Source organism: Kitasatospora sp. NPDC034023 (assembly GCF_055575795.1).
Genome location: NZ_JBVIRY010000005.1, coordinates 164,623 through 184,558, shown reverse-complemented (window position 1 = coordinate 184,558; position 19,936 = coordinate 164,623). Strand labels below are relative to the sequence as shown.

The 19,936-nt window shown below is 74.4% G+C and carries 21 protein-coding genes; 10 read left to right on the top strand and 11 right to left on the bottom strand.

Annotation, left to right across the window (positions count from 1 at the left end):
- Positions 1-40: 40 nt before the first annotated feature.
- Both ACZ52R_RS09885 and ACZ52R_RS09880 read right to left on the bottom strand, forming a co-directional pair.
- Positions 41-775, bottom strand: a complete 735-nt coding sequence (locus ACZ52R_RS09885) for an HAD family hydrolase (protein ID WP_465614983.1) — start codon at positions 773-775, stop codon at positions 41-43.
- A gap of 119 nt (positions 776-894) precedes the next feature.
- Positions 895-1,305 (bottom strand): ester cyclase, encoded by a 411-nt coding sequence (locus tag ACZ52R_RS09880; RefSeq protein WP_360509408.1) that lies wholly within the window; start codon positions 1,303-1,305, stop codon positions 895-897.
- A gap of 205 nt (positions 1,306-1,510) precedes the next feature.
- Between ACZ52R_RS09880 and ACZ52R_RS09875 the strand changes: the two genes are divergently transcribed.
- The gene (locus ACZ52R_RS09875) at positions 1,511-2,134 is read left to right on the top strand and encodes a TetR/AcrR family transcriptional regulator (RefSeq protein ID WP_465663654.1); all 624 of its coding nucleotides are present in this window, start codon (positions 1,511-1,513) and stop codon (positions 2,132-2,134) included.
- 247 nt (positions 2,135-2,381) lie between these two features.
- On the opposite strand, the gene ACZ52R_RS09870 is transcribed toward ACZ52R_RS09875, so the two are convergent.
- The gene (locus tag ACZ52R_RS09870; RefSeq protein WP_465753271.1) at positions 2,382-2,756 is read right to left on the bottom strand and encodes an ArsR/SmtB family transcription factor; all 375 of its coding nucleotides are present in this window, start codon (positions 2,754-2,756) and stop codon (positions 2,382-2,384) included.
- 134 nt (positions 2,757-2,890) lie between these two features.
- Between ACZ52R_RS09870 and ACZ52R_RS09865 the strand changes: the two genes are divergently transcribed.
- Positions 2,891-4,069, top strand: coding sequence for an MFS transporter (locus ACZ52R_RS09865; protein ID WP_465753270.1), 1,179 nt, complete (start codon positions 2,891-2,893; stop codon positions 4,067-4,069).
- A gap of 91 nt (positions 4,070-4,160) precedes the next feature.
- Here the strand turns inward: ACZ52R_RS09865 and pgm are convergent, their stop codons facing one another.
- Together pgm and ACZ52R_RS09855 are read right to left on the bottom strand one after the other, a co-directional pair.
- The gene (gene pgm / locus ACZ52R_RS09860; RefSeq protein WP_465663652.1) at positions 4,161-5,801 is read right to left on the bottom strand and encodes a phosphoglucomutase (alpha-D-glucose-1,6-bisphosphate-dependent); all 1,641 of its coding nucleotides are present in this window, start codon (positions 5,799-5,801) and stop codon (positions 4,161-4,163) included.
- A 138-nt stretch (positions 5,802-5,939) separates the two neighbouring features.
- Entirely contained in the window at positions 5,940-6,239 is a 300-nt protein-coding gene (locus ACZ52R_RS09855) for a YciI family protein (protein WP_465614979.1), read from the bottom strand.
- 303 nt (positions 6,240-6,542) lie between these two features.
- Between ACZ52R_RS09855 and ACZ52R_RS09850 the strand changes: the two genes are divergently transcribed.
- Together ACZ52R_RS09850 and ACZ52R_RS09845 are read left to right on the top strand one after the other, a co-directional pair.
- Complete coding sequence (locus tag ACZ52R_RS09850) at positions 6,543-6,890, top strand: hypothetical protein (protein WP_465614978.1); 348 nt, start codon at positions 6,543-6,545, stop codon at positions 6,888-6,890.
- Between the two features lie 63 nt (positions 6,891-6,953).
- Complete coding sequence (locus ACZ52R_RS09845) at positions 6,954-8,456, top strand: FAD-binding protein (protein ID WP_465753269.1); 1,503 nt, start codon at positions 6,954-6,956, stop codon at positions 8,454-8,456.
- A 99-nt stretch (positions 8,457-8,555) separates the two neighbouring features.
- Here the strand turns inward: ACZ52R_RS09845 and ACZ52R_RS09840 are convergent, their stop codons facing one another.
- Positions 8,556-10,097, bottom strand: coding sequence for a multicopper oxidase family protein (locus tag ACZ52R_RS09840; RefSeq protein WP_465614976.1), 1,542 nt, complete (start codon positions 10,095-10,097; stop codon positions 8,556-8,558).
- Positions 10,098-10,547: 450 nt separating this feature from the next.
- Here ACZ52R_RS09840 and ACZ52R_RS09835 point away from each other — a divergent pair, with 450 nt between their 5' ends.
- The 3 genes from ACZ52R_RS09835 to ACZ52R_RS09825 are packed head-to-tail and all read left to right on the top strand — an operon-like array spanning position 10,548 to position 13,416.
- The gene (locus tag ACZ52R_RS09835) at positions 10,548-12,068 is read left to right on the top strand and encodes a pyridoxal phosphate-dependent decarboxylase family protein (RefSeq protein ID WP_465614975.1); all 1,521 of its coding nucleotides are present in this window, start codon (positions 10,548-10,550) and stop codon (positions 12,066-12,068) included.
- Positions 12,065-12,739: a hypothetical protein gene (locus ACZ52R_RS09830; RefSeq protein ID WP_465614974.1), complete on the top strand. Its 675-nt coding sequence runs from the start codon at positions 12,065-12,067 to the stop codon at positions 12,737-12,739. Before ACZ52R_RS09835 ends, ACZ52R_RS09830 begins: the two co-directional genes overlap by 4 nt.
- Positions 12,736-13,416: a DUF6875 domain-containing protein gene (locus ACZ52R_RS09825; RefSeq protein WP_465614973.1), complete on the top strand. Its 681-nt coding sequence runs from the start codon at positions 12,736-12,738 to the stop codon at positions 13,414-13,416. The genes ACZ52R_RS09830 and ACZ52R_RS09825 overlap by 4 nt, the downstream gene beginning before the upstream one ends.
- 104 nt (positions 13,417-13,520) lie before the next feature.
- Here the strand turns inward: ACZ52R_RS09825 and ACZ52R_RS09820 are convergent, their stop codons facing one another.
- Positions 13,521-14,066, bottom strand: coding sequence for a cupin domain-containing protein (locus tag ACZ52R_RS09820; RefSeq protein WP_465753268.1), 546 nt, complete (start codon positions 14,064-14,066; stop codon positions 13,521-13,523).
- A gap of 142 nt (positions 14,067-14,208) precedes the next feature.
- Here ACZ52R_RS09820 and ACZ52R_RS09815 point away from each other — a divergent pair, with 142 nt between their 5' ends.
- Both ACZ52R_RS09815 and ACZ52R_RS09810 read left to right on the top strand, forming a co-directional pair.
- The gene (locus ACZ52R_RS09815) at positions 14,209-14,847 is read left to right on the top strand and encodes a TetR/AcrR family transcriptional regulator (RefSeq protein ID WP_465753267.1); all 639 of its coding nucleotides are present in this window, start codon (positions 14,209-14,211) and stop codon (positions 14,845-14,847) included.
- A 147-nt stretch (positions 14,848-14,994) separates the two neighbouring features.
- Positions 14,995-15,828, top strand: a complete 834-nt coding sequence (locus ACZ52R_RS09810; RefSeq protein ID WP_465614970.1) for a ribosome-inactivating family protein — start codon at positions 14,995-14,997, stop codon at positions 15,826-15,828.
- 67 nt (positions 15,829-15,895) lie between these two features.
- Here the strand turns inward: ACZ52R_RS09810 and ACZ52R_RS09805 are convergent, their stop codons facing one another.
- The 3 genes from ACZ52R_RS09805 to ACZ52R_RS09795 are packed head-to-tail and all read right to left on the bottom strand — an operon-like array spanning position 15,896 to position 18,064.
- Entirely contained in the window at positions 15,896-16,759 is an 864-nt protein-coding gene (locus ACZ52R_RS09805) for an ABC transporter permease (RefSeq protein WP_360509381.1), read from the bottom strand.
- Entirely contained in the window at positions 16,719-17,585 is an 867-nt protein-coding gene (locus tag ACZ52R_RS09800; protein WP_465753266.1) for an ATP-binding cassette domain-containing protein, read from the bottom strand. The genes ACZ52R_RS09805 and ACZ52R_RS09800 overlap by 41 nt, the downstream gene beginning before the upstream one ends.
- Positions 17,582-18,064, bottom strand: a complete 483-nt coding sequence (locus ACZ52R_RS09795) for a MarR family winged helix-turn-helix transcriptional regulator (RefSeq protein ID WP_465614968.1) — start codon at positions 18,062-18,064, stop codon at positions 17,582-17,584. Before ACZ52R_RS09795 ends, ACZ52R_RS09800 begins: the two co-directional genes overlap by 4 nt.
- A 381-nt stretch (positions 18,065-18,445) precedes the next feature.
- On the opposite strand from ACZ52R_RS09795, the gene ACZ52R_RS09790 reads away from it, so the two are divergent.
- Positions 18,446-19,165 (top strand): hypothetical protein, encoded by a 720-nt coding sequence (locus tag ACZ52R_RS09790; protein WP_465753265.1) that lies wholly within the window; start codon positions 18,446-18,448, stop codon positions 19,163-19,165.
- A 322-nt stretch (positions 19,166-19,487) separates the two neighbouring features.
- Here ACZ52R_RS09790 and ACZ52R_RS09785 read toward each other — a convergent pair whose 3' ends face one another.
- A complete protein-coding gene (locus ACZ52R_RS09785; RefSeq protein WP_465614966.1) occupies positions 19,488-19,898 on the bottom strand; it encodes a hypothetical protein in 411 nt (136 codons plus the stop codon).
- Positions 19,899-19,936: the final 38 nt, after the last annotated feature.

Sequence of the window (19,936 nt, the reverse complement as noted above, 5' to 3'; positions counted from 1 at the left end):
GGACGGCGGACGGCGGACGGCGGACGGCGGAACGGGACCGTCAGCCCCCGCTCGGGGCCGCGCCCAGGGCGGCGGGCAGGGCCTCGAGGGAGTGCAGGACGTGCACGCCGTCCGCCACCGGGGCGCCGTCGGCGGACCGGTCGAGCCAGAAGGCGTGCAGGCCCGCGTCGCGGGCGCCGAGCGCGTCGAGGTCGTACTTGTCCCCCACGTAGGCGACCTCGTGCGGGGCCAGGCCCAGGCGCGCGCAGCCGGCCCGGAAGATGCCCGGGGCGGGCTTGGCCTCGCCGTGCTCGTCGGAGCAGACCAGCACGGCGTCGTCGAAGTGGCCCAGCAGGCCGACGGCCCGCAGCTTGCCGCGCTGGTGGCCGGCCGAGGAGTTGGAGACGATCCCGAGCCGGTAGGCGGGCGCGAGCGCGGCCAGCACCGGCGCGGCGTCCGGGAACGCGGCCCAGGCCGCGTCGCGGTGCGCCGCGTACCCGGCGAACCAGGCGGCGGCCCGCTCGTCGGACAGGTGCTCGGCGTCGTCCTCGCCCAGGCGGGCGAGGAACTGCCGGGTGCGCTCGTACTGCTGGCCCGCGAAGGTCAGCTCGCCGGCCAGGAACCGCGCGTACTGCTCCTCCATGACGCCGCGCCACAGCGCCACCGCCGCCGCGGGCGCCGGGAAGCGGCCCAGCAGGCCCAGGTCCCGCAGGTGGGCGAGGATGCCGGTCTCCTCCGACCCCGAGTAGTCGAACAAGGTGTCGTCGACGTCGAAGAGCACGCCCCTGATCGGCACGATCCGTCCTTCCCGCTGTCCCCCGGCGCCCCGGGTGCGCCCGGAGCCGTACGGAGCCGTACCCTACGCGAGGTCCGGGCGCCGGGCCCTGGGCGGCAGCCGGGGCGCCCGGCCCCGGGTCACTCGCCCTTGAGCTGCTGCACCAGGCCGAGCCGGTCGATGACGGCGTGCCGCTCGCTGATGCGGTCGCCGACGAAGCGGAACAGGGCGAAGGCCTCCGTGCTGACGCGCTTGCCGGTGGCCGGCAGGCCCATCAGCGGGCCGGTGTGGGTGGCCGTCATCCGCCAGCGCACGACGACGTCCTCGCCCTCGCCGAGCAGGTCGAGGATCTCGAACGACGGGTCGCTGTGGGTGGCGTGCACCTCGCGGATGGCGTCCTTGAAGCCCTGCGGGCCGCGGACGTTCTGGTGCAGGCCCTCGCTGGTGACGAAGTCGGCGGTGAACAGCTCGTCGGCGACGTCCACGTCCCCGGCCTCAAGTGCCTTGTAGAGGCGGCGGACGGCGTTCTTGCGGTACTCGACGGTGGTCATGGGGGTCCCCTCCCGAGGCGGATGCCAGGCGAACTGCCAGGCGAATTGCCGAAACGGACTGCTGAAACGGATTGCCGAAACGGATTGCCACATGCGGTGGCAAGCGGATCGCCGAGCGACTTACTGAGCGATCCATCAGTAAGTTAACCTCTTACTGAGCGATTACTCAAGTAGTCGGGACGGCATGGAGAAACGGAGGCCGGGCATGGCCCAGGCGCGAAGCGGTCGGCCCTCGACCGGGGTACGGGAGGCGGTGCTCAAGGCGACCGAGGAGGTGCTCGGGGAGGCCGGACTGGCGCTGTCCACCAAGGAGATCGCGCGCCGGGCGGGCGTCGCGGAGTCGAGCATCTTCTACCACTTCGGCGACCGGCTGGGCCTGCTCCAGGCCGTCATCGGGCTGCACCTGCCGGCCTTCGCCGACGCGACGGCCATCCTCGGCACACCGGAGGCCGAACCCGAGGCCGACGCTCCCGAAGCCGACCTGGAGGCCGACCTCGCCGCCCTGCTCACCCGCCTCGAACAGTTCTACCGCCGGATCATGCCGATCCTCGGCGCTGTCCAGTCCGACGCCGGGCTGCGCGGGCTGCTCGCCGAGCGCGACGGCGAACTCGGCCCGCACCTCGCCCTCGGGGCGGTCGCCGGCGCCGTCCGCGCCCGCCAGGGCGCCGGCCGGCTCCCCGCCGCGCTCGACCCGTCGGCCGCGGCCCTCCTGCTCGTCGGCGCCGCCCACCAGCGCGCCCTGCACACCCATCTGCTGGGCGAGGCCGCAGCCCGCTTCCTCCCCCCGGTGGCGGCCCTCGCCCGCACCCTCGCCCCGGCCTTCCGGTAACCCGCCCTCCGGCAACCCGCCCTCCGGCAACGCGCCTTCGGACGACAGCCACGCCCGGCACGGCCCGCAGGACGGCGATGACGACGCCGGGCGCGCGCCCGGCCTCGTCGCGGAACCAGGCGCCATGAGCCGGGCCACGGCCCCGGCAGCGGGGTTGCCGCGCACTGGAGTTGCGCGTGCGCCCGGGCGGCCCCCCGGCGCCTCATCCGGCGCCTCCTCCGGCGCGCCAGGGTGCGATTCCGGCTGCTCAGGCGGGAGTCGCGGCCGCCGCGAGGAGGGCGTCGAGCAGGCCGGGGAAGCGGGTGTCGAGGTCGGCGCGGCGCAGGCGCACGAAGCGGTTGCGGCCGGCGACGCGGGTGGTGGTGACGCCGGCTTCGCGCAGGACGCGCATGTGGTGGGAGACGGTCGACTTGTGCAGGTGTTCCAGGCCGAGGCCGCGGGGGTCGCAGGAGTGCTCGGCGTCGTCGGCGTAGCTGAGCAGCAGGGTGAGGCGGACCGGGTCGCCGAGGGCGTGCAGGACGGTGACGAGGTCGATGTCGGCGGTGGCGGGCTGGGGAAGCCGCTCGTCCCCGCCCGTGACACTCGCGGCGCTCGTGACAGTCGTGGCACTCGTGACGCTCATGGCGCTCAGCCTCCGGGCCGCTGGGAATGACGGGGAATGAATGGTTTGACAATCATCCACCCATCCTCGAGTGTTTGACGAGCTTCAAACTGTTGCACGTCCATCCAACAATCTGTCATCGGGGGGGCTCACCCGTGCCCGTACGTCTGCTCCTGCTCGCCCTCGGCACCTTCGCCATGGGCACCGACTCGATGGTCGTCGCCGGCATCCTCGGCCCGATCTCCGCCGACCTGGGGGTGTCGGTGCCGGCCGCCGGCCAGCTGGTCACCGTCTTCGCGCTCGGCTACGCGCTGCTGGCCCCGGTCCTGGCCGCGCTCACCGCCCGCTGGCCGCGCCGGCGCCTGCTGCTGAGCGCGCTCGCGGTGTTCAGCGCGGCCAACGCGCTCAGCGCGCTCGCCCCCACCTACGGCCTGCTGCTGGCCACCCGGGTGCTGGCGGCCGCCGGCGCCGCCCTCTACACGCCGACCGCCAACGCGGTGGCCACCACCCTGGTCGCCCCCGAACGGCGCGGACGGGCGCTGGCGACCGTGCTCGGCGGGATGACGGTGGCCACCGCCCTCGGCGTGCCGCTGGGCACCTGGGTGGGGCGCGCCGACTGGCGGCTGACGATGTGGCTGGTCACCGCCCTGGGCGTGGCCGCGCTGGCCGGCCTGGCGGTGCTGCTGCGCGACCTGCCCGCCCCCGCCGCCGCCCCCACCCTCGCCGCCCGCCTGGCGCCGCTGGCCCAGCGCCGGGTGCTGGGCGCGGCCGCCACCACGCTGGTGTTCTTCCTCGCCTTCCAGAGCGTCTACATCTACCTGGCCACCGCCGTCTCGGGTGCCACCGGCGGCGACGCCAACCGGCTGAGCCTCGTCCTGCTGACCTGCGGCGTGATGTCGGTGGCCGGCAGCTGGCTGGGCGGGCGCCTGGTGGACCGGGCGGGGGTGCGGCGGGTACTGCTGGCCGGCTCGGCCGTGGCGGCGGGCGCGTTCGCCGCACTGCCGTGGCTGGGGCGCAGCATGCCGGGGGCGCTGGTGTACGCGATGGTGGTGCCGCTGGCGGGGTGGGCGGTGTCGGTGGCGCTGCCGCACCGGTTGGCGTCGATCGATCCGGCGAGCGCGCCGCTGCTGATCTCGCTGAACAGCAGTGCGCTGTACCTGGGGACGGCGGCCGGGGGTGCGGTGGGGTCGGCGGCGGTCGCGGTGCTGGGCGGGCGGTGGTTCCCGCTGGCGGCGGCGGTGCTGGCGGTGGCGGCGTGCGTGGTGGCGGCGGCGACCACGCGCGACGAGCGCCGGGCCGGGCCCGTGGTGGCGGCGGTGCCGGTACGGCCCTGAGCGGCCGGGTACGGCTGAGCGGCCGGGTGCGGTGCCGGGCGGTCGTGCGGTGCCCCGGGCCGGTGTCGGCCGGCCCGGGGCTGGGGCGGGTTCAGTTCCCGAGGACCTCGCCGACCAGGGCGCGGGCCTCGTCCTGGACCCGGGCGAGGTGGTCGGGGCCGTGGAAGGACTCGGCGTAGATCTTGTAGACGTCCTCGGTGCCGGAGGGGCGGGCGGCGAACCAGGCGTTGTCGGTGCAGACCTTGATGCCGCCGATGGCGGCGCCGTTGCCGGGGGCGTTGGCGAGGACGGCGGTGATCTTCTCCCCGGCGAGTTCGCCGGCGCCGACCCGTTCGGGGGACAGGCGGGCCAGGCGGGCCTTCTGCTCGCGGTCGGCGGGGGCGTCGACGCGGGCGTAGGCGGGGGCGCCGTGGCGCTTGGTCAGTTCGCGGTAGCGGGCGCTGGGGGTGGTGCCGGTGACGGCGGTGATCTCGGAGGCGAGCAGGGCCAGCAGGATGCCGTCCTTGTCGGTGGTCCACACCCCGCCGTCGCGGCGCAGGAAGGAGGCGCCGGCGCTCTCCTCGCCGCCGAAGCCGATCGAGCCCTCCAGCAGGCCGTCGACGAACCACTTGAAGCCGACCGGGACTTCGACCAGGGTGCGGCCGAGGTCGGCGGCGACGCGGTCGAGCATCGAGGAGGAGACCAGGGTCTTGCCGATGCCGGCGTCGGCGGGCCAGTCGGCGCGGTGGCGGTAGAGGTAGTCGACGGCCACCGCGAGGTAGTGGTTGGGGTTCATCAGGCCGCCGTCGGGGGTGACGATGCCGTGCCGGTCGGCGTCGGCGTCGTTGCCGGTGGCGATGGCGTACTGGTCGCGGCGGGTGATGAGGGAGGCCATCGCGGACGGCGAGGAGCAGTCCATGCGGATCTTGCCGTCCCAGTCCAGGGTCATGAACCGCCAGGTCGGGTCGGTGAGCGGGTTGACGACGGTCAGGTCCAGGCGGTGGGTCTCGGCGATGCGCGCCCAGTAGGCCACCGACGCGCCGCCCAGCGGGTCCGCGCCGATGCGCAGGCCCGCCGCCCGCACCGCGTCCAGGTCCAGGACGGAGGGCAGGTCCTGGACGTAGGTGCCCAGGTAGTCGTGGCGGGCGGTGGTGGCCGCGTTCAGGGCCCGCGCGTAGGGGACCTTCCTCACCCCGCGCAGGCCCTCGCGGATCAGCTCGTTGGCGCGGTCCTGGATCCGCCCGGTGGCCTCGGATCCGGCCGGGCCCCCGCTGGGCGGGTTGTACTTGAAGCCGCCGTCGCGCGGCGGGTTGTGCGAGGGGGTGACCACGATGCCGTCGGCCAGCGCGCGGGGGCTGCGCCGGTTGTGGGCGAGGATCGCGTGGGAGACCGCCGGGGTGGGGGTGTAGCCGTCGGCGGCGTCGATCAGCACGTGCACGCCGTTGGCGGCCAGCACCTCCAGGGCGGTGACCTTGGCCGGCTCCGAGAGGGCGTGGGTGTCCGCGCCCAGGAACAGCGGCCCGCCGACGCCCTGTTCGGCGCGGTACTCGCAGATCGCCTGCGTGGTCGCGGCGATGTGGTCCTCGTTGAACGCCGCGTCCAGCGACGAGCCCCGGTGCCCCGAGGTCCCGAACGCCACCCGCTGCCCGGGCTCCTGCGGATCCGGGTGCAGCGCGTAGTACGCCGTCACCAGCCGCGCCACGTCCACCAGGTCACCGGGCTGCGCCGGCTGCCCGGCCCGTGCGTGTGCCATCCGTCTACTCCCGCCGATTTGCGACTTGTGTGCCGTACCCGTCCTTGCCCGTGCTCACCGATCGTAGCCAGAACGCGACGGTGCCCCGAACCGCGGCAGGCGGTCCGGGGCACGGCGGCACAACTCTTTCCCGCGGGATCAGCCGGGCAGCTGCTGGCGGTAGTCGTCCAGGACGGGCGCGGTGGTGGTGGCGAGGAACTCCGTCACCGTGTACGCGGTCAGCCCGGCGACCACGAACGGGTCGGTGGCCACCAGCGCCTCGATCGCGGCCCGGTCCTCCCCCACCGCCAGGATGATCCCGCCCTCGCGCGGAACCTTGCGCCCCGAGGCGAGGAAGGTGCCCGCCGCGTAGTGCGCCTCCAGCCACGCGACGTGCTGCGCCAGCGCGGCGTCGATCTGCTCCAGCGGTGCGGTGTAGCTCAGCTCGAGAATGAACATGCGCCCAGGCTAGTCCGGCCGCCGCCAGGGCTTCCCGCCGGCGGCCCCTTCCCCGGGCCCCGGGAGGGTGCCGACCCCAATCCTGCCAGGTCAGGCAAGGTTTCGGTAGGACGCAGCGCACCCCGTTTTCGTCTTGCCGCGCGGTGGGCGCGGCCCGCAGACTCGTGCGACATCCCCTCCCCCTCTCCACGGCCTGACGTGCCGTCGCCCCGCTGCGGGCGGCCGGTGCGTGGCGCCGTCGTGCCCGCGGGCCGCGTGAGGAGGGGGCGGGGAGCGAGCGAAGCGACGAAGGGGGACACACCCATGAGCGGGACGAACGTGCACGGGGACCTGGTGTTGAAGGCGCGCGTGCGGCTGCTGAGCCACAACGAGCGGGTGCTGCACGGCGAGGAGGGGCTGTGGGTGTACCGGACGCTGTTCGCGGTGAGCCCGCACGTGTACGCCTTCAAGCTGGCCCTGGTGCTGCGGGAGGCGGCCGAGGGCCCGCGGGTGGCGCACCTGCCCGAGGCGCGGGAGGCGCTGCTGGCGCAGGCCCGGGCGGCGGCGGCGAGCATCCCGGCCGGCGCGCCGGCGTACCAGGTGCGGATGTGGGAGCACACGGTGACGGACCTTCGGCTGACGGAGCAGCAGGCGGGGCGTGCGGGGCGGTAGGTGGCCGCGGGATGGTTGCGGTACGACAATCCCTTTGTGACGACTGATCGGAGAGATTCTTATATGAGCAGGTCAGGGCTGTCGCGGCGTGCGCTTCTCGCCGGTGCCGCCGCGGGTGCGGGCGGCGCCGTCGTCGGCTGGGACACCTCGGCGCGGGCGTGGGCCGCCGAGCCGGGCGCCGGTGTCGCGCGACTTCCCGCCCTGGACGGGGTGGTGACGCTGCAGGGGGCGGATCTGGAGCGGTTCTCCTCCGATTTCGGGCACCTGGTGTCCGCGGCGCCGCGGGCGGTGCTGCGGCCCGGCTCGGTGCGCGATGTGCAGCGGGTGGTGGCGTTCGCCGCCCGGCACCGGATCCCGGTGGCGGTCAACGGGCAGAGCGGGGACGTGGCGCAGGTCGGCGAGGCGGGGCTGGAGTCGCACTCCAGCTACGGGCAGGCCAACCCCCGCGGCGGGATCGCGATCGACGCGCGCGGCCTGTCGAAGGTCGTCTCGGTGCGGCCGGGGCGTGCGGTGGTGGAGGCCGGGGCGACCTGGGCGCAGGTGGTCGAGGCGGGGCTGGCGCAGGGCTGGGTGCCGCCGTGCCTGACGGACTATCTGCACCTGTCGGTGGGCGGGACGCTGAGCGTGGGCGGGATCGGCGGCGCGGTGCAGCACTACGGCCTGCAGGCGGACCGGGTGCTGGAGGTGGAGGTGGTGACCGGCACCGGGGAGCTGGTGACGGCGTCGCCCGCGCGCGAGCGGGAACTGTTCGAGGCGGTGCTGGCCGGCGGCGGGCAGGCCGGGATCATCGTGCGGGCGACGCTGGCGCTGGTGCCGGTGCGCGAGCGCGCCCACGTGTTCCAGCTGTTCTACGACGACCTGGACACCTACCTGGCCGACCAGGAGAAGGTGCTGGCCCAGGGCCGGTTCGACCTGCAGGTCGGCGACGTGGAGCGCAGCGCGGACGGGTCGCGGTGGCGGTACAAGGCGGAGCTGGTGGCGTTCGCGGACGCGGGGCAGGCGGTGGACCGGGAGGCGCTGCTGGCGGGGCTGTCGCCGGCGGCGGGCGGGGTGTCGGTGGTGGAGCAGGGCTGGCGCGAGTACGCGTTCCGGGTGGACGCGTTCGCGGGGTACCTGCGGGCGGCGGGGCTGTGGGGGCTGGCGAAGCCGTGGCTGAGCGTGTTCCTGCCCGCGTCGACGGCGCGGGTGTTCATGGCGGAGGCGGCCGAGGTGCTGACGGCGGCGGATCTGGGGGCGGGGCTGCTGCTGTTCTACCCGTACGCGCGGGAGCGGGTGCGGGCGCCGCTGGCGGTGCTGCCGCAGGAGGCGGTGGGCTGGCACTTCGACCTGCTGGCGTTCCCGGGGCCGGGGGCGGACACGGCGGCGATGCTGGAGCGCAACCGGCGGCTGTACGACCGGGCGGTCGAGCTGGGCGGCAAGCGGTACCTGATCGGGGCGGTGCCGGGGATGACGGGGGCGGACTGGCGGCGTCACTACGGGGGGCTGTGGGAGCGGGTGGTGCGGGCCAAGCGCCGTTTCGACCCGGCGGGGATCCTGGCCCCCGGGCAGGGCATCCACGCGTCCTGACGGGCCGTCGATCCGGCCCGCCGTACCGCCCGGGGCCCGGGGCCCGGGCGGTACGGCGGGCCGGTGTGCGTCAGCCGGGTGTGTGTCAGCCGGTGTGCGTCAGCTGATCTCCATCTGCGCCATCATCCCCATCGCCGAGTGGTCCAGCAGGTGGCAGTGGTACGGGTAGCGGCCGCGGTAGGAGTCGAAGGTGGCGTGCAGGCGCACGCTCTCGCCGGGCAGCAGGCGCACGGTGTCCTTGAGGCCGGCCTCTTCGGGGCCGGGTGCCGTGCCGTTGCGCTCGAGGACGCGGAACTGCACCAGGTGCAGGTGGAAGTTGTGCGGGACGTCGGTGTTGGCGTTGACGACGGTCCAGATCTCCGAGGTGCCGAAGGCCACCGCCGCGTCCACGCGCGCCGGGTCGTACACCTTGCCGTCGATCAGGCCGCGCGCGGCGCCCGGGGTCTCGTCGACCTTGAGCACGACGGTGCGTTCGCGGGCCGCCGCGCCGAGGGCGGGCAGGGTGCGCAGCCGGTCGGGGACGCTGCTGGGGTCGGGGGCGGAGCGCACGATGTCGAAGCGCATGACCTGGCCGACGTGTTCGGCGGGGCCCGGCGGCATGGAGTTGGTGAGGACCACGGAGGAGCCGATGGGGTAGCGGGAGAAGTCGATGACGACGTCGGCGCGCTCCCCGGGTGAGAGGTCGATCGTGTCGGTGGTGTGGGGGCGTTCCAGCAGGCCGCCGTCGGAGCCGATCTGGGTGATCGGGCCGCCGTCGGCCAGGCGCAGGGAGAAGAAGCGCAGGTTGGAGGAGTTGAGCAGGCGCAGCCGGTAGCGGCGGGCGGCGACCTCGGCCTTGGGCCAGGGGCGGCCGTTGGCGAGGATGGTGGTGCGGTTGAAGGGGTCGTCCATGCGGTAGACGAGGTGGCCGGAGGCGTCGAAGCGGGCGTCGCGCAGGGCGATGGGCAGGTCGTAGCGGCCGGCGGGCAGCGGCAGGGCGGTTTCGGTGGCGTCGGTGAGCAGGTAGGTGCCGGCCAGGCCCCGGTAGACGTGTTCGGATTCCGTGTGGTGGGCGTGGTCGTGGAACCACAGGCTCGCGTGGGGCTGGTCGTTGGGGTAGGTGTAGGTGCGGCTGGCGCCGGCGCCGAGCAGGTTCATCGGGCCGCCGTCGCTGGCGACGGGCACCTTGGAGCCGTGCAGGTGGACCGAGACGGCGTCGTCCAGCAGGTTGGTCTGGCGCACGACCACGGGCCGTCCGGAGCGGGCGCGGATGACGGGGCCGGGGAAGGCGCCGTTGTAGGTGAGGACCTCGGTGCGGTGCCCGGGCAGGATGCGGGCGAAGGAGCGGAGCATGGTGACGGTGTAGGTGTCGGCGCCGCCGTCGGTGGAGACGGGGCTGAGCACCGGGGGCAGCGGCAGCGTGGTGGTGAACTTCGGGGCCAGGGCGGGGCCGGTGTCCGGGCCCGGGTCGGGGGCGTCGGTGCCCGCGGGGTGGGTGTGGCCGGCCGCGGCCTGCGCGGCGGCGGTGTCCTGGCCGGCGGCGGCGTCCTGCGCGGACGCGGCGGGGGCGGCGGAGGCGGCCGGGCGTACCGCGGTGCGCACGAGCAGGACCCCTCCCCCGGTCGCCAGGGCGGCGCCGATCATCCTGCGTCTGGTCACCATCGCGCGTTCCTCCCGCATGCTGCTCCCCCGCGCGCCCGGCGGGTGCCGGGGCGGCCTGGTCCGGGGGTGATTGCAGCAGCGCCGCCTTGCGCGCGGCTGGGGTCCGGCTGGGGCGGGCGGGCGGTGCGGGAGTGCGCGGCAAGGCGGTGCGGGCGGGCGTGGCGCCGCGGTGGCCGGGGGTGGTTTCGGGGTGCGGCGGCGGTGAGCTGCGGGTGTTGCGGGCGGCTTGCGCGGCGCCACGACCGTGGCTCGGGACGCACTCGAGGAACGCTCGCGAGGCGGGGCAGCCCCGGGCCCGGTGGGCTCGCGGCACGCTCGGCTCGCACTCGGAGCACTCGGCTCGCGGAGCACTCGGCAAGCACTCACGGAGCACTCGGCTCACGGAGCACTCGGCTCGCGCAGCACTCGGCTCGCGGAGGACTCGAAGGACTCGAAGGGAAGGGCCCCAGCGTGGACCTGCGGTACTGGCTGCCGAGGGCGGCCGAGGTGGCCGAACGGTGGGGGGAGCGGTTCGGGCCTTTCGCCGCGCACCCCTCGCACCTGGTGGACGAGGCGGACTTCGCCGTCGCGTTCGAGCGCTTCGCCAAGCGCCTGGAGCACAACTACCCGTTCTTCCACCCGCGTTACGCCGGGCAGATGGTCAAGCCCCCGCACCCGGCGGCGCTGGTCGGCTACCTGACGGCGATGCGCTTCAACCCCAACAACCACGCCTACGAGGGCGGGCCGGCCACCAACGACATGGAACGCGAGTGCGTGGCCCAGCTCGCCGCGATGTTCGGCCTGCCCGCGCACGTGGGCCACCTGACCAGCAGCGGCACCATCGCCAACCTGGAGGCGCTGTACGTGGCGCGCCAGAGCCACCCCGGCCGGGGCGTCGCCTACAGCGCGCAGGCGCACTACACGCACAGCCGGATGTGCCACGTGCTGGGCGTCGACGGGTACGCGGTCGCCGCCGACGCCCAGGGGCGCATGGACGCGGGCGCGCTGGAGGAGCTGCTGCGCACCGGGCGGGTGGGCACGGTCGTCGTCACCTGCGGCACCACCGGGCTCGGCGCGGTCGACCCGGTGCACGAGGTGCTGGCGCTGGCGCGCCGGTACGGGGCGCGGGTGCACGTGGACGCCGCCTACGGCGGGTTCTTCGCGGTGCTGGCCGCCGACGACGCGCGGGCGGCGGAGCTTCGCATCGACCCGGCGCCGTGGCGGGCGATCGCCGGCTGCGACTCGGTGACCGTCGACCCGCACAAGCACGGCCTGCAGCCCTACGGCTGCGGCGCGGTGCTGTTCGCCGACCCCGCCATCGGCCGGCACTTCGCCCACGACTCCCCGTACACCTACTTCACCGACGCCGAACTGCACCTGGGCGAGATCAGCCTGGAGTGCTCGCGCGCCGGCGCCTCGGCCGCCGCCCTGTGGCTGACCCTGCAACTGCTGCCGCTCACCCCGGACGGACTGGGCGCCGGACTGGCCGCGGGCCGGCGCACCGCCCTGGCCTGGGCCGACCTGATCGAGGCCAGTGGCGAACTGACGCTGCACCAGCGGCCGCAGCTGGACATCGTCACCTACTTCCCCACCCCGAACGCCCCGCCCGCGCCGCCCGCCCCGCCCGCGCTGTCCGCGATCGACGCCGCGAGCGAGCGCGTCCTGCGCCGGGGCACGGCCGACGAGCACGACCCCGTGTACCTGAGCGTGCTGCGCGTGGACGCCGCCGACTTCACCCGCCGCCACCCGGACGTCACCGCCGACGCCGAGAGCGCCCGGGTGCTGCGCAGCGTGCTGATCAAGCCCGAGGCGGAGGCGTGGCTGCCGCGCCTGCACGCGCGCGTCGCCGCGCTGGCCGCCGAAGCCGCCGCCGAAGCCGTCGAACCGCCCGCCCCCTCGTACGCAGAACCGCCTGCCCGCCCGTCCGCCCCCACACCCGCCCCCACACCCGCCCCCTCGTCCGTCGCCTCGCCCGAGGAGAGTGTCCGTTGACCACCGCCACCGCCACCGCCACCGCCCGGCGGCCCGCCGTCCGCGCCGCCGTACGCCGGGCCCGCCCCGACGAGGCGACCGCCCTGGCCCGGCTGCTCGCCGACGCCTTCGCCGACGACGCGCTGATGCTCTGGGCCTTCCCCGACCCCGACCACCGCGCGCGGGTGCTGCCCGCCTTCTTCCGCGTCCACCTGGAGCAGTGCCTGGCCCACGACGGCGTCGTGGTCGCCCACGAGGACACCGCGTACGGGCGGCTGCTGGGGGCGCTGCTGTTCCTGCCCCCGGGCGTGTGGGAGGACCCGGGCCGCGCCGACGGCGCCGCCACCCGCGCCCTGACCGAGGCCATCGACGCCGGGCACCACGGCGAGTCCGCCCGGCGCCTGGCCGCCATCACCCACCTGCAGACGCGCCGCCACCCGCGCCACCGCCCCCACCACTACCTCGCGTTCGTCGGGGTGCGCCCCGACGCCCGCACCGCCGGCGCCGCCGAGGCGATGCTGAACGCCGTCCTGGCTCAGGTCGACGCCGACGGCCAGGCCGCCTACGCCGAGACCAGCTCCGTGGGCGGCGCCCACCTGTGCGCCACCCACGGCTTCACCCGCTTCGGCGAGGCCATCGCCCTGCCCGGCGGCGGGCCCCGCCTGGCCCCGATGTGGCGGGGGCCCCGGTGACCGCGCCCGCCACCGCCACCGCCGGCGCCCTGCGCCTGTTCAGCGCCGAGCGCATCGACGCGGGAGGGGCCGCGGCCCACCCCGAGGCCGTCGAGGTCCTCGCCTGGGCCCGCCGCTTCCTCACCACCGCCCACCCCGACCTCGGCCGCAGCGGCCCCGTCTGCCCCTACACCCAGCCCTCGCTGCGCCGCGGCCTGTTCCACATCGCCGTCCCCGACGGCAGCGACGGCGGCGACGGCGACAGCGGCGGCGACCTGCCGGCGCTGGTGGGTGAACTGCGCGCCCGCTACGAGGAGTTGCTCGCCGAGCTGAGCGAGGAGTCGGACCGCGAGCTGCTGACCGTGCTGCTGGTGCTGCCCGGCCTGGACCGGGCCTCCTGCGTGCTGGACGAGGCGCAGCGCAAGGCCAAGGACGAGTTCGTCGAACAGGGCCTGATGATCGGGCAGTTCCACCCGGGGTGTGAGGAGCCGGGCCTGTGGAACCGGTCGTTCCGGCCGCTGCGCGCGCCGGTGCCGCTGCTGGCGGTGCGCAAGCTGCTGGTCTTCGACCTGCCGTTCCTGACCGGTGACGAGGCCCATCTGAACCACTACCTGGCCCGTTTCGCGCCCGAGGTCCCGGCCCGGATCCGTGACCAGCTGGTCACCAGCGTCCGTGCCCACCAGCGGGCCGCCGCCTGACCCGCCCCCTCCCCCGCGCGCGCGGAGCCGGTCGGCGCCCGGCTCCGCGCGCGCCCCTGTTTCGGCCTTTCGCCGGGGGTGCCGGGCCCGTTCGAGACGGGCTCCTAGTCTTCCCGGCCTTCCCGGCCCTCCCGGCCTTCCTGGCCTTCGTGGTCTTCCCGGCCTTCCCGGTCGGGCATCGCCATGGTCGCGGGGACGTAGCGCATGCCGTACTGCGCGCCGATCCCGTTGACCTTGGCCAGGTCCATGCGGCCGTCGGGGGTGCGCAGGGCGGGGCCGGCGGCGAAGACGTCGGCGAGGTACTGGTCCCAGCCGCCGGGGGTGGAGACCTGCAGGCAGCGGGCGGGGGGCTGGGAGGCGTTGCGCATGGCGTGCGGGACGCCGTGCGGCAGCAGGGCGCACATGCCGGTCTCCAGACGGTGGGTGCGGCCGTCGTAGTCGATCTCCATGGCGCCCTCGAGCACGTAGACGAACTCGTCCATCCGCTCGTGCACGTGGAGCGGGACGTCGATGTCCAGCTGGTTGACCAGGACGGCGGCCCGGCCCTCGGTGTCGGCGGTGGTGGCCTTGATGCCGAAACCGGGCGGCAGTGGGACGCCGACCTGCCGGTTCTCGGTGGGCTGGAGGACGAAGAATCGTTCGCTGTTCATGGAGTTGACTCCCCCTCGGGTGTGGGCCGCGTGTGTGGCCGGGCGCGGCGCATCGCGGGCTGGGCGCATGGCGCACCCACCCCCTATACTGATCCGGAAGCGGATTCCGGTTCCGTTTCGATGCTAGGAAGGAGCGCGTACGGTGTCAACGCGATCGGCCGACGGGAGCGAAGCCGGCGGCGAAGGCGGGGCGGCCGGGGCGCCGACCGACGGCGGGACCAGCGGCGGCGGTGAGCGGCGCCCGCGCGCCGATGTGGCCCGCAACCGGGCCCGGCTGCTCGCCGCGGCACGCGCGCTGTTCACCGAACGCGGCGACCAGGTGCAACTACCGGACGTGGCACGGGCGGCCGGGGTCGGCATGGGGACCGTCTACCGCCACTTCCCCACCCGGGAGGCCCTCGTCGAGGCCGCGGCCGAGGACCGCTTCGCGGGGATCCTCGCCTTCGCCCGCGCCCTGGCCGACGACGGCGGCCCCGACCCCGTCCTTGGCTACCTGCACCACGTCGGCGAGGTCCTGGAGAGCGACCGCGGCCTGTCCGCCGCCGTCGAGGCGCTGCGCGGCACCCCCGGCTCCGCGCCGCTGGGCCGTACCCGCGCCGAACTCGAGGAAGCCGTCGCGGTGTTGATCGATCGCGCCCGCCGCGGAGGCACGATCCGCGCCGACGCCACCGTCGCCGACGTCCACCTCCTGGTCGGCGCGATCTCGGCCACCGTGCGCACCGGCAGCGGCCCGTGGCGCCGCCTGCTCGACCTCACCGTGCAGGGCCTGCGCCCCCGGTAGGCGCCCGGCCTGCCGGGGCGGCCGCCCGGTACGCGCAGCGGCCACGGCCGGTGCGCGGAACGGAAAACCGGGCGCAGGCGTTCGCCGTAGCGTCCTGAACACCACCGCCGGAGGAGAACTGGCGGCCGTTCAGGAACTGGAAAGCAATTGCTGAAGAAAATCTGGTCCGCGCTGCTGTCGACGGCCATGGCCGCGGGCCTGGTCGCCGCGCTGGGCTCCCCGGCGCACGCCACCGACTACAAGGTGACCGACTGGAACGTCTCGAACATCACCAGCCGGGGTGCGCAGCACGCCCAGAACTACTGGAACGTCATCGACTTCATCCACCGCAACAGCTACGGGAATGACACCAGCGTCCCGCGGCTGCGGCAGACCACCACCGAGCGGCACCTGATCCAGGTCCGGGTGATGGACGGCAACGACCAGCTCGCCTCCGTCTACCTGTGGTCGGACAACCTGTACGTGGCCGGCTTCTACTCCCCGGTCGCCAACCAGCACTTCGTGTTCGCCGACGGCCGTACGCAGCAGTTCCAGGACGCGCTCGAAATCCGCAACGCGCGCATCATGCCGAACACCGGGAACTACACCGCGCTGCCCGGCGGCAACAACCGGGAGAACCTGGTCCTCGAACCCGAGACGATCTACAACGCCATGCAGACGCTCCACCGGGCGACGGAGTACAACGACAACGTCGGGCGGGCCCTGCTGATCGCGATCCAGCTCTTCTCCGAGGCCTCGCGGTTCGCCCCGATCTTCGACAACATCCGCACCAACATCCGGGACTGGACCCACCACCCGCTGGGCGGCGCCAACGCCGACCTGGAGAACCAGTGGGGCCGGATCTCGGACTTCGCGAACGCGGTGGGGGTGCGGGGCGAGAGTCGGCAGATCACGGTCCTGGGCCACATCGTGTGGACGCTGACCGAGCTGGTGGCCGCCCTCGGCTTCGTCGAACTCAACGGCGGCCAGTCCAGGCTCTGACGGGCCGCGGGGGGCCGGGTGCGGGGAGTCGGGTGGTCCGGCTTCCCGCGCCCGGCACCCTCCGTACCTAGCGGGCCAGGCGGCCCAGCAGCGCGGAGGCGGCGGCGATGCCCGCCAGGGTGGCGGCGGTGAGGACGGCGAAGTCCAGCGGCAGGTGGGAGGGGGTGCCGATGAGCAGGCCGCGCAGGGCGTCGACCTGGTAGCTGAGCGGGTTGGCCTTGCTGACGGCCTGCAGCCAGCCCGGCATCAGGGCCACCGGGTAGAGGGCGTTGGAAGCGAAGAACAGCGGCATGGTGATGGCCTGGCCGATGCCCATCAGCCGGTCGCGGGTGAGCACGATCCCGGCGATCGCCATCGACAGGCAGGAGAAGAACGCAGAGCCGAGCAGCACCGCCGCCACCACCCCCAGCAGGCGCAGCGGGTTCCAGGTCATGGCGACGCCGAGGGCGGCGGCGATCAGCACGACGACGACGGCCTGCAGGACGGCCTTGACGCCGGCGGCGAAGGCCTTGCCGGTCACCAGGGCGGCGCGCGGGGTGGGGGTGACCAGCAGTTTGGTGAGGACGCCGGAGTCCCGCTCCCAGATGATCATGATGCCGTAGAAGATCGCGATGAACATCGCGGACTGGGCGATGATGCCGGGGGCGAGGTAGTCCAGGTAGGGGATGCCGCCGGTGGGGATGGCCTTGAGGCGGGTGAAGGTCTGGCCGAAGACCAGCAGCCACAGGGCGGGTTGGATCGCCCGGGTGTACAGCTCGGTGCGGTCGTGGCGCAGTTTCTGCAGTTCGACCGCGCACATCGCGGTGATGCGGGCGGGTACCAGGCGCCAGCCGGTGCGGGCGCGCGGGGGTACCAGCAGCAGGGAGAGGTCGGGGCCGGCGGCGGGGGGTTCAGCCGACGCGGCCTGCGGTGCGGCGGGTACGGCGGACATCGCCGAAGTCTCCTTCCGTGGCGTCGGCCAGGTCGCGGCCGGCGAAGTGGCGGAACACGTCGTCGAGGGTGGGGGCGTCGTGGCCCGGCGTGTGCGGGCCGGGGTCCTCGCGGCGGACCCGGTCCTTGAGTTCGGCGGGGGTGCCCAGTGCCCGGATGCGGCCGCGGTCCATGAGGGCGATGCGGTCGCAGTGGCGGTCGGCCTCGTCCATGTAGTGGGTGGTGACCAGGACGGTCATGCCGGTGGCCTTGCGGACGGTGTCCACGCGTTCCCACACGCCGGTGCGGGCGATCGGGTCCAGGCCGATGGTGGGTTCGTCCATCACCAGCAGGCGCGGGGCGCTGACCAGGGCCTGGGCGAGTTCGAGGCGGCGCACCATGCCGCCGGAGTAGGTGGCGGCCATCCGGTCGGCGGCCTCGGTGAGGTCGACGGCCGCCAGTGCCTGGGCGACGCGTTCGGCGCGTTCGGCGCGCGGGACGTCGAAGACGCGGGCGAACAGGGCGACGTTCTCCCGCCCGGTCAGCCCGGACTCGGCGGACAGCTGCTGGGGAACGTAGCCGAGCAGGCGCCGTACCTCCATGGGGCGGCGGGTGGCGTCGTGGCCGAAGACGCGCACCATGCCGGCGCCGACGGGCAGCAGGGTGGTGATCGCGCGGATGGTGGTGGTCTTGCCCGCGCCGTTGGGTCCGAGCAGGCCGAACACTTCGCCGGTGCGGACGGTGAGGTCGATGCCGTCCACGGCCCGGGTCTCGTGGCCCTTGCCGTGCCCGTGCCGGAAGACGTACTCCAGTCCCCGGCACACCACCGCCTGCGCCTGCTCGCTCATCGCCCCTGCTCCCCCGGCAGGTCGCGCAGGGCCTGCGCGACCTGCCGCAGCGCGGGCAGCGCCTCGGCCAGGGCCTGCTGCCGGTCGGCGGGCAGGCCGGCCACGGCCTCCTCCATCAGCGCGCGCCGGCGCCGGCGCCAGGCCTCGATCCGCTCCACGGCCGCGTCCGTGACGTACAGCAGCGCGGCCCGGCGGTCGGCGGGGTCCACCTCCCGGCGCAGCAGGCCCTGCGCGGCGAGCTGGTTGACCAGGGTGGACACGGAGTTCCCGGCCAGGCACAGCTCCTCGGCGGCGTCCGAGACCCGCAGTCCGGGGCTGTCCGTCACCAGGTGCAGCAGTTCCACCTGCGCCCCGCGCAGCCGCGGCTGTTCCATCGTGGCGCGCAGGCGCCGGCGGACCATGCGCTGGATCCCGACGAGGAGGGCGGACAGCTCGTCGGCCGGCGCGACATCGAGCGGTGCGAGCTGCGTCGCGGTCATACCCTCATTTTAGCTCTCAGTGAGAGCTATCCGTCGAGGGCGCACGGGGGACCCGGGCGCGCGCGGCCCGCGAGCGCTTCGAGGACGCGGGCGGCCTGCGGGTGCCATGACGTCGGGGATGCCGCGGACGGGGACGAAGCGGGCGCCGAGCGGGCTGCTCGTCTTCTGCGGGGGGACGGTCCGGCGGGTTTCGCGCCGCCCCCGCCGCCCGGGGCGGCGGGGCCTTCGGCGGCCGGGGCGGAAGTGCCGCCCGGGGCACTCTGGCGCCGCCGGAGGATCTCTGACAACATCTCAGCCGGCGTGAACGAAACGTGTGCCAATCGTTCACGTTGCCCGCACAAAACCGGTCGTAGAGCGTTGTCGAGAGATACGAGGCCTGCCATGAAGACCTTACGGACCCACACCTCGCACCTGGTGACGGTCGTGCTGCTGCTCCTGGGCATGATGACCGCCGCGAGCGCGCAGGCGCAGGCGGCCCCGCAGCGGCTCGCCGGCAGCACGACCATCTGCTCCTTCTCCCCCGTCCCGGCCGGGTGGGTCGTCACCAGTTCGTACAGCAGCTGGGGCTGTCCCGGCTCCGGCGTCTCGTACACGATCACCGACACGGCCGGGCAGACCAACCTCGCCATCTGCTCCTTCTCCCCCAAGCCGGCCGGGTGGGTGGTGACCAGCTCGTACAGCACCGGCAACTGCGCGGGCAGCGGCATCGCCTACGGCTTCCACAACGTGGCCAACGACACCAACGTCGGCGTGTGCTCCATGTCGCCGATCCCGACCGGGTGGGTGATCAGCAGCTCGTACAGCAGCGGCAACTGCGCCGGCACCGGCGTCGCCTACACCCTCCACAACACGGCCAACGACACCAGCGCCGGCGCGTGCTCCATGACCCCGGTCCCGGCCGGGTGGGTCGTCACCAGCTCGTACAGCAGCGGCAACTGCGTCGGCACCGGCGTCGCCTACACCCTCTTCAAGATCACCACACAGACCTCCGCCGTCGTGTGCTCCTTCTCCCCGCTCCCCGCCGGGTGGGTCGTCAGCAGCTACTACCCCAGCAGCAACTGCTACGGCAGCGGCGTCGCCTACTCCATCCGGAAGGCCTGACCGCCGGCCGCACGGACACACGGACGGCACTGTCACCGCGGAGCGCCGGCCGGACCCCCACGAAGCCCCGCCGCCCCGCCACCCGGGGCGTCGGGGCCCTCGGCGTCCTGGGCGCCCTCGGCGTCCTGCGCGCCCTGGGCGGACGCTGCCCGCGCGCGCCGCGCAGCCGCGGCTCGTCCATGGTCTGGCGCAGAGCGATCGGTCCACGGATCGGAGGTGACGGCTCCTTCTGACGGTGCGGGTGGGCGGGGGTGCCCGCTGCCCCGCCGGGGCGGGGCCGGGCGGGCGGGCGCCGGTCGGGGGCCTCCCGGCCGAAGGGGCCTCAGTTCTTGACGTACCAGGGGGTGATGAAGCCCTTCTTGGTGCGGTCGCGGGACCACGTCGTCACGCCGTCGGAACCCAGGGCGTTGATGGTGAAGTCGAGGTCGTCGAGCTTCTTGCTGAACGTCACCTTGCCGGTGAAGTAGCCGCCCAGCGAGTTCCAGTCGCTGTGGGTGGTGCGGAACCAGACGGCGTGGTCGAGGCCGATCACGAAGTCCACCCACTCGCCGGTGCGCAGCAGCCAGGGGCTCTCGCCGTCGCCGTAGGCGCCGCCGCAGTAGAAGCTGCCGTTGTCGAAGCCGAGTTTGCTGGTGCAGACCTGGGGGAGGTCGCCGGCCTGCGCGGGGGTGGCGGCCAGTGCGGTGGTGGCGAGCAGGGCGAGGGTGGCGAGCGCGGTTGCGGTCTTGTTCACGGAGGCCTCCGGCGGGGTGGGACGGGCAGGGCAGGGCC

Bases quoted from the DNA above. Each gene is read 5' to 3' on its own strand.
- ACZ52R_RS09880 (WP_360509408.1), bottom strand. From the start codon at position 1,305: ATGACCACCGTCGAGTACCGCAAGAACGCCGTCCGCCGCCTCTACAAG.
- ACZ52R_RS09875 (WP_465663654.1), top strand. From the start codon at position 1,511: ATGGCCCAGGCGCGAAGCGGTCGGCCCTCGACCGGGGTACGGGAGGCG.
- ACZ52R_RS09870 (WP_465753271.1), bottom strand. From the start codon at position 2,756: ATGAGCGTCACGAGTGCCACGACTGTCACGAGCGCCGCGAGTGTCACG.
- pgm (WP_465663652.1), bottom strand. From the start codon at position 5,801: ATGGCACACGCACGGGCCGGGCAGCCGGCGCAGCCCGGTGACCTGGTG.
- ACZ52R_RS09855 (WP_465614979.1), bottom strand. From the start codon at position 6,239: ATGTTCATTCTCGAGCTGAGCTACACCGCACCGCTGGAGCAGATCGAC.
- ACZ52R_RS09850 (WP_465614978.1), top strand. From the start codon at position 6,543: ATGAGCGGGACGAACGTGCACGGGGACCTGGTGTTGAAGGCGCGCGTG.
- ACZ52R_RS09845 (WP_465753269.1), top strand. From the start codon at position 6,954: ATGAGCAGGTCAGGGCTGTCGCGGCGTGCGCTTCTCGCCGGTGCCGCC.
- ACZ52R_RS09840 (WP_465614976.1), bottom strand. From the start codon at position 10,097: ATGGTGACCAGACGCAGGATGATCGGCGCCGCCCTGGCGACCGGGGGA.
- ACZ52R_RS09820 (WP_465753268.1), bottom strand. From the start codon at position 14,066: ATGAACAGCGAACGATTCTTCGTCCTCCAGCCCACCGAGAACCGGCAG.
- ACZ52R_RS09805 (WP_360509381.1), bottom strand. From the start codon at position 16,759: ATGTCCGCCGTACCCGCCGCACCGCAGGCCGCGTCGGCTGAACCCCCC.
- ACZ52R_RS09800 (WP_465753266.1), bottom strand. From the start codon at position 17,585: ATGAGCGAGCAGGCGCAGGCGGTGGTGTGCCGGGGACTGGAGTACGTC.
- ACZ52R_RS09795 (WP_465614968.1), bottom strand. From the start codon at position 18,064: ATGACCGCGACGCAGCTCGCACCGCTCGATGTCGCGCCGGCCGACGAG.
- ACZ52R_RS09790 (WP_465753265.1), top strand. From the start codon at position 18,446: ATGAAGACCTTACGGACCCACACCTCGCACCTGGTGACGGTCGTGCTG.